Here is a 15,484-nt window from a genome sequence, read left to right on the forward strand (position 1 = left end):
TACCTTCTCCTTAGTGACCAGCCATCATTTTTTCAACGGCTGCGGGATCATTATGAATTGCAAATTTATCTATCACGGTCGCTGTTGCTTCGCTCATACCGACGATATTAACGTTTGCTCCCTCTCGTCTAAACTTAATTACAACTTTATCCAATGCCCCAACCGCGCTAATATCCCAAAAGTGAGCGTGCGATAGATCGATAGTGACTTTACTGGTGACGTCTTTAAAGTCGAATGCATCAACAAATTTATTCGCAGAAGCAAAAAATATCTGACCTGTTACCTGATAAGTAGGTACTTTTTTTCCTACCTTTGTATTTTTCACAACCATAAAACGACTGATTTTATTAGCAAAAAATAGCGCCGAAAGTAACACGCCGACAAATACGCCAATAGCTAAATTATGTGTTCCAACAACGGTGATCACGGTAGCAATCATGACAATGTTGGTTGATAGCGGATGTGATTTTATATCTTTAATTGAGCTCCAAGAAAACGTACCAATAGCCACCATGATCATGACTGCAACCAAGGCTGCCATTGGGATTTGTTTAAGCCAGTCTCCCAAGAAAACCACCATAATAAGCAGGAATACCCCGGCAGCTAAACTTGATAGGCGACCTTGTCCACCCGATTTAATATTAATGATTGATTGACCGATCATGGCGCAACCAGCCATACCACCCATTAAACCAGCGCCTATATTTGCAAGACCTTGTGCTTTACATTCTCGATTTCGATCACTTTTCGTATCAGTTAAGTCATCGACGATCGTTGCTGTCATCATCGACTCTAAAAGTCCAACAACTGACAAACCTATTGCGTAAGGTAAAATTATCCACAGCGTTTCTAACGTTAACGGTACATCTGGCCATAAGAAAATAGGCAAAGCATCTGGAAGTTCCCCCATATCACCAACTGTTCTAATATCTAACCCCATAACCTGCGATAAAACGGTAAGTACTACGATACAGACTAAAGGAGAAGGAATTTTTTTCCCTATCACTGGAATGTAAGGGAATAAATAGATAACGCCTAGCCCACCTACTGTCATTGCGTAGACATGCCAAGTGACATTCGTTAACTCGGGTAATTGGGCTATAAAAATTAAAATCGCAAGGGCATTTACAAAACCAGTCACTACAGAGCGGGAGACAAATCGCATTAAGCTACCCAATTTGATATAACCAGCGAACACTTGAATTAGACCAGTTAATAAGGTTACTGCAAGTAAATATTCTAGCCCATGTTCTTTCACTAATGTGACCATGAGTAAAGCCATAGCCCCTGTTGCTGCCGAAATCATGCCCGGTCGACCACCTGTAAAAGCAACAATTGTCGCAATACAGAATGAGGCGTACAGACCGACTTTAGGGTCTACACCTGCAATAATAGAAAACGCGATAGCCTCTGGTATCAGTGCCAGGGCGACAACAATACCGGCTAAAATATCTCCTCGAACATTTCCAAACCAGTCTTGTTTTGTTGATGAAAAAATCATACTTATCCTTTTTTATACATATATTAATCACGAAAATAATGTGATTATGCACGGGTATTCTGTTTTAATTAGCCATTAAATCGAGTGTTATTATGCTATTTCATTCACAGCTAATGGCTGCGGAAAGGACGACATCCTTGCCTGCAAGATAGACTCAATTTATTGTGCTTTTAAACGATAAATAGCGCTGGCAATAGTGCCATGCTGGAAATTCCTGCTTTAAATGAACCGTATCGTCTTAGCTAATCTAGCTTTAAGATCAGAAATTCAAAATTCTCTCTGCCGTATACGTCCGTATAACTGCATAGATAGCAAGTACGAGAAAGCCGAATAAACGATATCTTTTGCCACGCTTAATGCGAGGATCGATTGATCAGTTCAAAGTATTTCAGGAATGTAGGGGTCATTACAATGAGCAAATTATCGTGTATCGATATGCTCTATGTTTCTGATAAAATGCAATTTATAATAATTTTACGGCGTGCAAAAACCTAACTTTATGTAGAGAAAGTCATATAAATGGCGTGCAAGGGCCTAACTTTATGTAGATAAAGTTATATAAATTGATTAAACAATGGGGGGCGTATGGTTATGGCGGCGTCATCACTGTACCTTTGGTTTAAATAAATAAGCGTATTAGTTGATCTGTTTCTTTATCGTGATGAGTAGTTTAGAAAGTATCTCTTTCTCTTCATCAGAAAGCATATTGCAAATTTCATTTTCAATGGCGTCTGCAATATTCCACAGCTCTTTAATAATAGGCTTGGCTTTTGTCGTTAATTTTAAACGAAATACTCGTCTATCTTCCTTATCATTTACTCGCTTGACTAAACTCAACTCTTCTAGCAAATCAATTTGTCTTGCTAGGGTAATTGGTTTCACGTTTAAAATATCTGCTAAATCAATTTGTCGACAATTTTCATTTTCAGAAAGGTGAACCAATGCTCGCCACTGAGAATGTGTAATGCCCATACTTTCGGCTTGTTTGTTAAAACGTTGTCTAATGATGTGACTGATTTCATAGCTAAGAAATCCAAATTTAGAATGTATCATGATTCAAGCGGTATATAATAAGGTAGGCTTATTATATACCGTGTATAGCTTTAAAGTAAATATGTTATTTACATGACAAAGCCTTAGTATATGCTGAGGCTTTGTTGTATCAGGCATGGCTAGAATATAAGTTAAACCTTAATTGCGACCTGCAATAACACCCCCATCTACATCCCAGATTGCACCTGTTACCCAGCTTGTTTGATCAGACAGTAAGAAACAAATACTGTTGGCAATATCTTCTGGTGTGCCTACACGACCGATTGGGTGGAATGTGTTAAAACTTGCTAATGTCGCATCCATATCTTCAGGACTGATGAATGTTTCATATATTGGTGTTTTCACTACCGCTGGCGATACCGCATTGACGCGAATATTATGTTCGGCCAGTTCCATTGCCATATGTTGAGTTAAAGCGTGTAGTCCTGCTTTTGCCATCGAGTACGCAGAAGAAGGTGTGGCTTTAATGGCTTGCTTACCCCACATCGAACCGATATTAACCACGTTACCACCACCATTGATGATCATTTTTTTAGCCACAGCCTGCGTGATCTTAAATGTCGCTTTGTTTAATTCATGGTAAAGGTCATAGTCTTGCTCGGTATGCTCGATAAACGGTTTTGGATTAAAGTAACCCGCGGCATTAACAAGGTAACCGATGTTCTTATCCTGCTCGGTGATATTGTCAATAAATTGCGCGACACTGTCGTTGTCATAGAGGTTTAATTGAATGCCTGTCACGTCACCTATTTTGCTAAGTTCTGAAACAGCGGCGTCTAGTTTGTCGATATTGTTACCAACAATGGCGACTGGAACATTTTGAGTTGCAAGTTGTTTTGCGGTTTCAAATCCCATGCCACTTGTGCCACCAATGATGAGTGCGATACCTGATTGAGTAAATGTCATTTTCTTTCTCCTAAGATCTTGTATGTGGTAATCTTAGGTGTTAATTCACTTATTAAATAGTAAGTACAAATTGGTTACCTAGGTACTTATTGGTACATCTTTATGAATAATAACGGAAAAATATTTGTAAGAAAAACCGCGCCGGAAAATAGCGCAAGAATGGTCGAAAGTATTTATGGCTGCAAATGGTCATTGACTGTCTATCAGCTACTGGCTCATGACATTAATCGACCAGGTGAAATGGTACGTAACGTAGAAGGCTTAAGCACCAAAGTATTGAATCAATGTTTAAAACGAAATGTTGAATTTGGTATTTTAGATAAAGTGGTCTACAACGAATTACCTCCTCGAGTAGAGTATCATGTGACTGAGTTTGGTAAGAGATTCCTTGGGATTTTGGCACAGCTCGACGCTTTGCAGGATGAAATTGACGACCAATATGACGCTTGATGACTCTTGATGAATTTGACTTAGCCACCCCCTTCAAACCTCTACGGACTCTAAGTATTCGACGCTTTTATAAAATACCTATCTGTAATTTGTCATTGTAAAGTTCAATAAAACTACGTTTGCTGTAAGAGGGTGTAAGACGTTGTAAGGGAAGGGGTCTAATATCAGAAATAGAATAAATAATATGTTACGTTTTTATTCCTAGCTCGATACCCCATGGGCAATATAATAGGAATCGCTAATATGCCACTTCAAAGTCAGCCCCACTTAGAATTAGATCTGAGTATTATCTACAACCACTTAGGCAAGGTCGGTGTATGCTCGAACGAATTTAATAAATGGTTAGACCGATTACAAAATTCGTACGGAAAAAAAAATGCAATTAGGGCGCTTCCTGCTCTACAAAGAGGGATTGATGGTGTTTACTCATTACTTGAAAAAATGAAATACCGACACCACAAGGGAAGCAGTAGTGCATATGAATATGGTGTATCAGCGATTACTGAAGACCCGACTTGGCAATGTCTTGTTTCTTCAGTTGTTCGTCATTTCCCTCAACAGGTTAAAGTGGTTAGACCGAGTCGAACTCCGCATGAAGCGATTCGAGATAAATGTGTTAATCGGACGTTTTTTAATTTTATTTTTCAGAAGCAACGTTTAGCTGAAATGATGAAACCGAATATTATTGTCCAAGGTGAGTTAGGTCGTCTACAGGTTCAGATTCTTGACGCTCAGATATCCTCTTTAGTAAAAGCCTATAATGAGCGAAGTCAATTCAGCGAGCAGGTATGGACAATTCTGAATGACTACAAATGTCGTCAGAGTGTATTTCAGGCTACAGCCTCACCTAAAGCGAGTGCAGAAGCAAAGAGTAATAGCTTATCTGCTGATGCAAATCTTGAGCTTTTTGCAGGTTTGAAAGTTGAAGTAATTAAAGAGTGGGATTTTGCTAATATAATGCGTAATAAAATAACTACAAACGCATTAATTGGTAGTGATTTTAAGGCCAAAGTCAGTGCTAGCGCTAAGATAAACGACATGAGTTACGCAAGTGCTAGTGCTAAAATTGATGAAGTAAAAAAGACCACGAATAAGAGCGGTTTTTCTGATTCCATGCAATTGATACCCGGTATTGATTTAGGTGTAAATGCAGAACTTGCAGCAATGGTAGGGGCAAAGATTACCGTTAAGCATGAGCTTACAGTGGGTCAGATTATGGCTATGACCAATGAAGCTGAACTGTTTGTTGGTGCAGAGGTAAAGGCCTCGGCTTCAGCTACGCTGAACTCAAATAACATTTATGGAAAAGATGAAATAATTGTCGGTAAGCTGGGGGCAAGTGCCTTTGCGGGACTAAAAGCTACAGGCTCGAGTACAGTTACTTTTAAAGCGCGAGGAATCAATGCAGCATCTGTGAAGGTTTCAGGAACTGTGTCGGCGGGGATCGGTATAACAGCTGAAATTGAAGCATCGGTTCGAACGTCTGGAGATATCAAATTTAAAATTGCATCAGGTGCGACCGCGGGGATAGGGGCTTCAACAGAATTGGGCGCAACCGTTAACCCTGTTGCTCTTAAAGTGATCTTATGGGATGGTTTTGCTCATCACCTGACAACAAAAAAATACCAGATACGCAAAAATGAAAAACTAGATAGAAATTTAAATACAGTCGCAATTATACGCTGTAGTGAGCATGCGCTTATGTCATTAAATTCTTTAGAAGAAGATTATAGAAAAATGGCTGAAGAGCTTTGGCGAATTCCGGTCGATGTGAACTTTTCTAATGGAACTTATCATGATGATTTATCTCGAGGCGTTGAGCTTGATGGTGCTTACATGCGTTCGGTTGAGATGAATAGTGATCACGGTATGGAGAAAGCCGAGGAGGGCATAATGCGTAGTTCTCAGGTTTTAAGCCAATCGGTTGCCGTTAATAAGTCGCATCTAAATAAACAATCTCGAGGTCGAAAAGCAATACGTAGAACGAAAGGATTACTCACAATACAGCCACCGGTAGGGGCTAGGGTTTAATACCATTTAAAATAATGAAAAAGCCTCAGCTGTGTTGGGGCTTTGTCATTTCCAATCGCCAACTTTCACCTGAAATAAATGAACTGCCTGAATCTTAACCGCTTGTGAATAAACAACAATAATTTGATCTCGATGATTTAACATATCTATATTTTCGAATAACATAGCACGAAATTTTGTTAATAATACTTATAATAAACATTATTAACTATGTCTGTATTAATGTTTTAACAAGGAATTAAGTAGATGAACAATATAGAGCAAGGGCCTAAAAGCCTTAATCGTCGTAAATTTCTTAAAAGTACAGTGGCTAGTGTGGCGGTTGTAGGGCTTGGTGGCTCAGTACTTGCAGATACAGCGAGTGCATCAGAACTCGATCCTGATTGGTTGCCCCATACACATAATACACATAATAGACATAACAGAAAGTTTTGGAAGAAAGTTCAGAAACAGTTTGTGTTAGATAAAAGAACAACCTACATGAATGTGGGTACAACAGGCTCAATGCCAAGGCATGTACTGGCAGGATTTAATGACAATAATAAAGCCGTGGCGAAATACCCATGGGATATGGATGCACGTTTTGGCTCTTGGCCATATATGTCAGAGATGCTCGCTGATGTAGCGCCGGGATTTGGCGCTGAAGCCCATGAGATTGTGTTGAGCCGTAATACCACCGATGGTATATGTTCTATTATCAACGGTCTTCACTTTGAAGAAGGTGATGTTATTCTGACTACGCACCATGAACATATGGCTGCGACAACAGCAATGAAGATTGCTAAACAGCGTTTCGGAGTGAAAATAGTGGAAGTTCAGCTTCCTGTTTACACTGGATTTGAAACAGTGACAGAAGAGGATTATGTTGAAGCATTCCGAACTGCATTGAATGAAAACCCGAATGTTCGTCTGATTGTGTTCTCTCATATTACTTACAAAACCGGTACAAAGTTGCCAGCAAAACGTATTTGTGAATTAGCAACGCAATATGCCGTACCAACACTCGTTGATGGCGCGCATTCGATCGGTATGCTTGATTTGGATTTTCACGATATGGATTGTGATTTCTATGTGGGGTCTGGTCATAAATGGCAATGTGGACCAGGTGCGACTGGCATTTTATATATGCGTGATAATGCACGACGTTTAAATGAATACTGGAGTGACCGTGTTAATCCGCTTTGGATTATTAATTCATCATTATCACATGCTGATTACCTTTGTTATCAAATGCAGTACATAGGTAATGATAATTACCCTGCGAAACAAGCCTTGGTTGATAGCTGTAAAATGTGGGATGACATTGGTCGAGCACGTATTGAAAAACGTGTGTTAGATTTAAGCGCATTGTGCAAATCATTATTGGCCGAGGCGTTGCCTAATGCCTATATATTCTCTCCAAACGTTGAAGCGCTAGCGAGTGGTTTAACAACATTCAATCCATTTGAGTTAGAAGATGGTGAGCGACTGACTGAATTTAGAGATCGGCTACGTAATCACTATGGCTACATCATTCGTACAACCAACTTTAAATTGCATAAAGGAGATACCGCTAACACGTATGCATTAAGAATTTCTACGCACCTTTTCCACGATGAAAAAGATGTGAGAGGTTTAGTTAACGTGATTAAGAAACTATACAAACGTATGGCTTAATACATAGGCGTCCAGTCGAACTGGGCGCTCTCTTTAAATTAGAGCCGATTAGATAGAGTATGTCGATGAGAGTTACAAAATTTAAAAATACGATAAAGAACATTTTGTTTATGGGTTCAGCCATGATTTTTAGCCAAGGTGTCTTGGCTATTGATTTACAAGATATAAAAAAACAAGGTGTGTTACGTCATATTGGCGTACCTTACGCAAATTTTGTGTCTTATATTAAAAAAGACGATTTTGAATTGTTAAGCGGGTTGGATGTGGAACTGGTGAAAGGTTTTGCAGAATCATTGGGTGTTGAGTACCAATATGTGCCAGCTAAGTGGAATAACGCGATAGGTAAATTAACTGGTCAGCATGCGCAATTTAAAAACAATCAAACAATATTTGGTGACGAGTGCGCAGTCGAAGGCGATATCATTGCCAATGGCGTCACTATTTTAGATTGGCGTACTGAACTCGCCGATTTCTCAAATGATTATTTCCCCTCTGCAGTATGGCTGGTGGCTCGTGCGGATTCAGACCTGCAACCTATTAACCCAACCAACTCGATTGATAAAGACATTAAAAAAGTGAAGCAGCTGATCAATGGCAGAGATGTGTTAGCGATGGAACATTCTTGCTTAGACCCTAATTTATATAATCTTTATAGCACGGGTGCCAATATTATATTGCCCGCTACCGAACGCCGTTTGAATGAAATGGTGCCGGCGATCCTGAATAAAGATGCTGAAAGTACCTTACTTGATGTTGCTGATACCTTAATTGCACTCGAAAAGTGGCCCGGTGAAATAAAAGTGATAGGGCCAGTGTCACAAGAACAAAGAATGGGGGCTGTTTTTAGAAAGAATTCACCAGCGTTGCGTAAAGCATTTAATCAATATTTAGATGATATAAAAAAAGACGGGACTTATCTGCAATTAGTTGAGAAACACTACCCATCCGTGTCTTATTTTTATGGCGATTATTTTAATAATAATCATAAGTTAGTGTGATGAAAAAGTTGAAGCGTAAATTATCCAGTAGCCGTTTAATTATTATTGCGGCGGTATTACTCGCGGCGTATTTAGTGTCGATTTTGGCTGTAACCAATTTTGGACAGACACGATTGAAAGAGTCACAGCAACGAGAACTTAATCTGAAGGTGCAAAGTTACACCAGTATGTTGGAATATTTTTTCAATGTGACGAATGATGAGTTAACGAATCTTTCTAGTGATAAATCAATGTTGACCTACTTTGCGAATTTGGCATCAGGTATGTCGATGCAATATGGCTTAGGAGCGAGTTTATTCAACCTTAATAGGGAACTGAATCGCCTCATCAATAATACTGAAATAAATCAGCAATTGGTTTATCAGCGTTTGGTGCTTGTTGGTTATGATGGCACTGTTATTGCGGATACCGCAAAAAACCAAGGTGCTACGTTCGATAGGGTGAATATGCTAAATATTCGCGAACAGAGTTTGACCATTCGTGTAATTAAAGATGGTAATTGTCCTTATATTCAACTGGTTAAACGTGTTAGCTACGCAGGTAAACCGGTCGCTTTTTTGGTTGCTGATTTGAATAGGAAAGTGATCGTTTCACAGTTGACGGCACAGGAGCATGTCGATAGTCGAAGCCGCATGGATTTAATTACGGCTGATGGTGATATTTTTATCTGGGATTCATTAACAACGGAACCACAATCGGATGAGAAAAATGAACTCGCCAATAACATTTTTTTTGAAATGGAGATTGAGAATACACCCTTTAAATTAAGAAGTTGGTTTGAACCCGTCAATGAAAAAGATATTTTCACTTCGGGTTGGTTTATCGCTGGTCTTTCTTTTCTTGCCGTGCCTGTTGTATTTGGGCTTTTCTATACATTTATGATTAATAACGCAAATGTTATTTTAAGAACCAAATTTGAAGAAAGTCATAAACAACGACGGATCTTATCGACTCAAAACCAATTGTTAATTGAAGAGATTGAAAAAAGAAAGGCTTCAGAGCAAGAGTTGGCTTATCAAGCCTCGCATGATGCATTGACTGGGTTACCCAATCGAAATTGTGGTAATGACCGCTTGGAGCAAGAATTAGTAAGAGCAAAAAGATCGAATACTAACGTATTAGTCATGTTTATTGATCTTGATAATTTTAAACAGATCAATGATACCTTGGGGCATTCTGCTGGCGATCAGGTCTTGATGCAGAGTACCGCAAGATTACTGGATTCTATACGTGATACCGACGTTCTCGCCCGTTTAGGCGGCGATGAATTCTTATTAGTTATTCCCGAACTGAACAATTTGGATTCGGCAACATACTTAGCGGCTAGGGTATTGTCGTTATTTGATGATCCTTTTATTTGGAAAAACCAAGAGTTGTTTATCTCTACCAGTATTGGTATGTCGGTATATCCTCAAGACGGTAATAATGTGCAACAGTTACTTGCCAGTGCCGATACTGCCATGTATCGAGCCAAACAAGATGGGCGTAATGCCTTCAGTTTTTATAATGCGGCAATGAGTGCTGATTTACAGCGTACGTTAGATCTCGATGGCCGATTACGTCAAGCGCTTGCGCGCGATGAGCTTGAAATTTACTATCAGCCGATTATTGAGTTAGCATCCAACCAAATTATTGGTGCTGAAGCCTTGATGCGTTGGCATGATACCGAGTTTGGTTTTATATCACCGGATGAATTTATTCCTTTAGCCGAGAAAAATGGCTTAATACACTTACTCGGTGAATTTGCGATAAACAAAGCTTGTATGCAGGCTGCTGAATGGCAAAAGATCAGGCCGTTACATATCGCCATTAACTTTTCGAGTGTGCAATTTAGACATTGCGATAAGCTATTCGAGCAAATCAACGCTGGATTAATGCAATCTGGTTTACCTGCGGATAAATTGGATATTGAGATCACCGAAAGCTTGCTGTTCAATCACAACGACGAAGTGGTCTCCTTACTTAATAAACTGCAAGCAATGGGCATGCAGCTCTCGATTGATGATTTTGGTACGGGTTATTCGGCACTGAGTTATTTACAAAAATTCCCCTTTGATAAATTAAAAATAGACCGCGCTTTTTTGCAAAATATGCATGAAAGTGACTCTGATCGTGAGCTGGTCAATGCGATCATTGCGATGGCGAAAGCACTTAACTTAAAGGTTGTTGCAGAGGGAATTGAAGACCAATGGCATGCGGATTATTTGAGGTCAATGCATTGTGAATATGGCCAAGGTTATTTTTACAGTAAACCAGTGCCCGCTAAAGAGTTTGAAGCGTTATTACATCAATATAAAGAGGATTCGGTGTAGATAATCAAAGGTCATCTTTTATCATAAAACGAGATGATAATCATATATATACATGTTTTTCTTCTGTCTAGGTTGAAATATTGCTGTTTCGTTAGAGTATTTTCACTAATCTAATGTATTATCGTAAATTATTAATATAATCAATGGTTAACGGATAAGCCAAGGACTAGGTAATGCATTTAAATAAAATACTTTTATTGTTAATTTTAGCGCCACTATCGCTAAGTCAGGTTAATGCTGCAGAAAACATGGAACCCAGAATTATTAACGGAGAAAAAAGTGGCAGTGGAAGCTGGCCATTTATGGTGGCTTTAGTCTCTAAAAATAGGGATGTATATAGCGGCCAGTTTTGTGGGGCTAGCTTTTTAGGTGGGCGCTATATCTTAACTGCAGCGCATTGTGTCGACAGCAAAGAAGGGCAAGATCTTGATGCCGTTATTGGTATTTCTGATCTAACTCAGAATGATGCTGCTGCACATAGATATAGTGTTAAAGAAGTTTATGTTCACGAAAGCTACCCTGATGCATCGGATGGTAATGATATTGCTATTTTAGAACTTGAGCGCGAGGTTAACTATACAGCCGTTAATTTGGCTGATAGGCATTTACGTAACAGCCTACCAGTAGGTAAAATGTTAACTGTGATGGGGTGGGGAGATCAAGACCCAAATCCAGATAACATGAAATTTAATAATGAGCTATATCAAGTTGATGTACCGCTAGTCGCACAAGCGCTATGCCCAGGTGGTGTCAGTTTAAAAGATAATGCATTTTGTGCCGGGTATGTTAATGGTGGTTATGATTCTTGTCAGGGTGACAGTGGTGGGCCAATCGTTGTTGCCAGTGGTAACGGTTATGAACAACTTGGTATTGTGAGTTGGGGCTATGGGTGTGCAGAAGCCGGAAATTACGGTGTTTATGCTAATGTAAGCCATTTCTCAGATTGGATTGCAGGAAAAATGCAAGGATTCAGTTACCGTCAGTCAGGGTTTTTAGGGGTTAAGCCTTTAGGTGCAAATTCGCATACTTTCACTATCCAAAATAATACAGCACAAATGATTAGAACGTCAGGAGTTCAGGTGCTGCCCTATGATGCTTCGATAACTGCGAATACTTGTAACGTGATAGCTGCTAATGATAGCTGTGCGGTTACGATTAATTACAATGCCAGAGAAAGTTTTGGAGAGGTATCGGTCAGTATGCTTACAGATCTTGTGCAAACACCTAACCTCGATCTAAAGGTATCATATCTTGGCATTGAAACTGCGCCTACAGATGTTAGTAATATGGTTTTTGTTGCGAACAGTGGTATATATTCTTCTAAACATTCATGGTTTAACAATGGTAGCTCAATTGAAGCTCCAGTGTTAGATTACAATGAGTTCGCGCAATTAGCGATTACGGGATTAGCTGCTGGGGAGTTATCTTTCAATGCAGATATCTCAATCCAAGAATACAATGATTATTTTAACATATATATTAATGGTCATTTATATGGTGGAGTGAGTGGTGTTAAGGCTGGTGACTTTACTATAGTCTTGCCTAGAGATAATAATACGGTTGTATTTGAGTATAAGAAAAATTCATATTTTTCGTATGGTGATGACCGAATTACTATCAGTAATTTAACTCATTCGGCATTTGGCGAGTCTACAGGTCAGTCTGCTAGACCTGATGGTAATTCTACGAATAGAAGTTCTGCTGGTAGCGGCGGTGCTATTAATTGGATTACTTTGCTTGCTTTAGGTATGTTAGCGTTAGTTAGAAGACGGCTAATATAAACTATTCAGTTAGCCGTAATTGATGGCCCCAATTGGGCCATCAATTACAACAAACAACTTTTGGCATATCTACCTAAAATATCTCATTAATGTATCCTCTTCATTGTGATTACATCACTATCATAAACCAAATGAATACTGCTAAGCACAAGCTAACAAACACGGCTGCTGAGCCTATGTCTTTAGCGCGACCACTTAATTCGTGATGCTCTGTGCCGATACGATCAACAACCGCTTCAATGGCCGAATTTAATAACTCAACAATAAGCACGAGTACTAATGATGCAACTAGCAGTATTTTATCAACATGGCTTACGTTTAATAACAGGGCAATAGGCGTGAAAATGATCAGTAAGAGTAATTCTTGTCTAATTGCCGACTCGTATTTGAATGCAGCTCGTAAGCCTTGCCATGAATATCCGGTGGCTTTGATAATTCGCGTTAGTCCTGTATATCCGGGCTTTCCTGCCTTGCTTATCACATCAGTCTTATTCATTTATTCATCCACCTTCATATAATTGACATAATTATCTGAATTAGAACACAGTAGTAGGGGTATATGTTGTAAGAGGCTGTAAGAGGCTATAGGAATATGTAAGGGAATAATGGTTACAATTGTATCACTGGCACACATTTAATTTTTTTGTATTGTTACCTTGCTGCGTGTTCGGTAGTATCGAGGTTTTGACAACATAAAGTATTGGATGAACAAAATGAAGAAAGCCCTGCTTGCGGCTATCATTATATCGGCTGCTGGATTATCAGGTTGTGCGTCGACGGAATCAACGCAACAAAATGTTCATAATACCAATGATGTCGAAGTCATGGATGAGGCTGCGCTAGCGATACTAAAAGTCAAAGGGCTTGCTGAACATATTGAGCAGCAGTACCAAGCGGCAAAAGAGCAGAACTATGTTTATTTTGCACCTGATAGTTGGAGAGATGTAAATTCCGATGTACGAGCGATGCGTACGCTGGTCGCTAGATTTGATCCCAATGATCAAGGTTTTTTTGGTGGTCCTTCGGAAAGTAAAGTAATCGATAAAATTGAAGAAGCGCAAGAAGCACTAGATAAAGCCGTACGTATTAAACAGTTGGTATCGGTTTTTTTAGCGCAGCAGTTAGCTGACATTGAATATTTGTCACCACAAGTTCATGGTCAATGGCAAAACTCGTTAAATGATATTAACGAAAGTACGGCCGATTTAATTGCTGATATTGAAGATGATGGCTCAACTGACGGTTATGAAAAACGCAGTTCGACAGTGCAAGCACGTTTATTACAGCTAGAAATCCGAATTGTTAAAAGTAATTATTACACGCCATTGGTAAAGAAAATGAAAAAAATGGATCAAAATCTGATCCCGCAAACGTATGCGAAAATACAGCAGAGCGTACAACAGTTAAATGATGCAATTATGTTTTCTACGCGAAACAAAAATATCATCGAAAATATAGTGGCTAAAGTTGAGAACGATTTACGTCGTGCCAATAGCGTCACAACTGAAGTGAAGTGGATCAATAGTATCAATCATTCTGAAAGTGAAAAGATCGCGTTACGTTATCGCGATGCACTATCAACTGCGGCATTTAATTTATTTGCAGAAGATATTTCGAGCCTCTCCTATGTTGAACAAATTACATATTTTAATGATGCATTACATAATAAGTTGGAGCAGCAACAAGCTCTTAATGATGAGCAAGCACAGTTAATTATTGCCTTAACAGAAAAGATGAACGCGGCGCTGACAGAGAGCGATAACTTAGCAATAAATGAGACGATTTCGGACTTAGATATTGTTGCAGCTGACGCCACTATAGAAGTTGAAAAGCATAGCCAAGTCGCGACTAATATAGCTGTTATCAAGACTGGTGAAGAATAATAGTGAGGATTGAGTTACTTACCCCCCACATTGGTGCTTTGATCCATCATGTTGATCTTGTCAGTTGTAATGACACGGTCTTTGAAACAGTTTATCAAGCTTGGTTTACTCACCAAGTCATTTTTTTCCGTGATCAAGTGTTTTCACCGCAGCAACATTTAATCATTGCTGCGCGCTTTGGGGAGTTAGAGCCTATACATCCTTTTTTTCCTCATGTAGAGCAAGCGCCACAAGTCAGTGTTATTGAAACCGTGAGTGGTAAACCACCATTAGAAAGTTTTTGGCATACGGATTTAACTTGGCGACAGCAACCTTCTAAAGCTTCTATCCTTCACGCTCAACATGTGCCAGCCTATGGTGGTGATACCTTGTGGTGTTCGATGAGCGCTGTATTTCGGGATTTACCTGAACAAGATAAAGTATTGCTGCGAGAGCTATCTGCCATGCATGCGTTATTTGCCTTTGATGGTATAGAAGAGAGTGAGATCACCGAGGATTGGCAAAAAGAGGTGATTGCAGTATCGGCACAAAATCCGCCTGTATCACACCCTGTGATAACGCGTAATCCTGATACTAATGAAGAAATATTATTTATTAACGAGCAGTTCACCCGCTATATAATTGGAATGAACCGTGATGACAGTAATATGTTATTAGCTAAATTATTTACGATGGCAAGACAGCCCGAATATCAGGTTCGTTTTAAGTGGCAGTCAAATTCATTGGCGATTTGGGACAACCGTAGTACTCAGCATTATGCGGTCATTGATTATGCCGATAGCCCGCGTAAATTACATCGTGTGACAGTCTTGTAGCTGCCTTATTATAATGTTGAATAAACAGAAGTTTAAAAGGTAAAAAGAGAAATACATTATTTGTATTTCTCTTTTTTTATAACCTATATTTTATTGCA

The 15,484-nt window shown here is 39.2% G+C and carries 12 protein-coding genes; 8 read left to right on the forward strand and 4 right to left on the reverse strand.

Annotation, left to right across the window (positions count from 1 at the left end; translation table 11 throughout):
• Window positions 1-10: 10 nt before the first annotated feature.
• The 3 genes from HWV01_RS02215 to HWV01_RS02225 form a co-directional block, all read right to left on the reverse strand.
• Window positions 11-1,501 (reverse strand): SulP family inorganic anion transporter, encoded by a 1,491-nt coding sequence (locus HWV01_RS02215; protein ID WP_211673878.1) that lies wholly within the window; start codon window positions 1,499-1,501, stop codon window positions 11-13.
• A 636-nt stretch (window positions 1,502-2,137) separates the two neighbouring features.
• On the reverse strand, window positions 2,138-2,554 hold the full coding sequence (locus HWV01_RS02220; RefSeq protein WP_211673879.1) for a MarR family winged helix-turn-helix transcriptional regulator: 417 nt from the start codon (window positions 2,552-2,554) through the stop codon (window positions 2,138-2,140).
• A gap of 138 nt (window positions 2,555-2,692) precedes the next feature.
• A complete protein-coding gene (locus tag HWV01_RS02225) occupies window positions 2,693-3,460 on the reverse strand; it encodes an SDR family NAD(P)-dependent oxidoreductase (protein WP_211673880.1) in 768 nt (255 codons plus the stop codon).
• A gap of 102 nt (window positions 3,461-3,562) precedes the next feature.
• Here HWV01_RS02225 and HWV01_RS02230 point away from each other — a divergent pair, with 102 nt between their 5' ends.
• The 6 genes from HWV01_RS02230 to HWV01_RS02255 all read left to right on the forward strand — a co-directional run bounded on the left by HWV01_RS02230 (window position 3,563) and on the right by HWV01_RS02255 (window position 12,688).
• Window positions 3,563-3,910 (forward strand): helix-turn-helix domain-containing protein, encoded by a 348-nt coding sequence (locus HWV01_RS02230; protein ID WP_211673881.1) that lies wholly within the window; start codon window positions 3,563-3,565, stop codon window positions 3,908-3,910.
• A 243-nt stretch (window positions 3,911-4,153) separates the two neighbouring features.
• The gene (locus tag HWV01_RS02235) at window positions 4,154-5,941 is read left to right on the forward strand and encodes a hypothetical protein (RefSeq protein WP_211673882.1); all 1,788 of its coding nucleotides are present in this window, start codon (window positions 4,154-4,156) and stop codon (window positions 5,939-5,941) included.
• A 246-nt stretch (window positions 5,942-6,187) separates the two neighbouring features.
• Window positions 6,188-7,597, forward strand: coding sequence for an aminotransferase class V-fold PLP-dependent enzyme (locus HWV01_RS02240; RefSeq protein ID WP_211673883.1), 1,410 nt, complete (start codon window positions 6,188-6,190; stop codon window positions 7,595-7,597).
• A gap of 65 nt (window positions 7,598-7,662) precedes the next feature.
• On the forward strand, window positions 7,663-8,595 hold the full coding sequence (locus HWV01_RS02245) for a transporter substrate-binding domain-containing protein (protein WP_211673884.1): 933 nt from the start codon (window positions 7,663-7,665) through the stop codon (window positions 8,593-8,595).
• Window positions 8,595-10,907 carry a bifunctional diguanylate cyclase/phosphodiesterase gene (locus tag HWV01_RS02250; protein ID WP_211673885.1) on the forward strand — a complete coding sequence of 771 codons (2,313 nt, stop codon included), beginning with the start codon at window positions 8,595-8,597 and terminating at the stop codon, window positions 10,905-10,907. Before HWV01_RS02245 ends, HWV01_RS02250 begins: the two co-directional genes overlap by 1 nt.
• A 173-nt stretch (window positions 10,908-11,080) precedes the next feature.
• Window positions 11,081-12,688, forward strand: coding sequence for a trypsin-like serine protease (locus HWV01_RS02255; protein ID WP_211673886.1), 1,608 nt, complete (start codon window positions 11,081-11,083; stop codon window positions 12,686-12,688).
• A gap of 109 nt (window positions 12,689-12,797) precedes the next feature.
• On the opposite strand, the gene HWV01_RS02260 is transcribed toward HWV01_RS02255, so the two are convergent.
• Window positions 12,798-13,184, reverse strand: coding sequence for a diacylglycerol kinase (locus HWV01_RS02260; RefSeq protein WP_211673887.1), 387 nt, complete (start codon window positions 13,182-13,184; stop codon window positions 12,798-12,800).
• Window positions 13,185-13,401: 217 nt separating this feature from the next.
• Between HWV01_RS02260 and HWV01_RS02265 the strand changes: the two genes are divergently transcribed.
• On the forward strand, window positions 13,402-14,571 hold the full coding sequence (locus tag HWV01_RS02265) for a hypothetical protein (protein ID WP_211673888.1): 1,170 nt from the start codon (window positions 13,402-13,404) through the stop codon (window positions 14,569-14,571).
• A 2-nt stretch (window positions 14,572-14,573) separates the two neighbouring features.
• On the forward strand, window positions 14,574-15,386 hold the full coding sequence (locus HWV01_RS02270; RefSeq protein WP_211673889.1) for a TauD/TfdA family dioxygenase: 813 nt from the start codon (window positions 14,574-14,576) through the stop codon (window positions 15,384-15,386).
• The last annotated feature ends 98 nt before the right edge of the window (window positions 15,387-15,484 follow it).

The sequence above is a fragment of the Moritella sp. 5 genome, from assembly GCF_018219455.1.
Classification (GTDB): Bacteria; Pseudomonadota; Gammaproteobacteria; order Enterobacterales; family Moritellaceae; genus Moritella.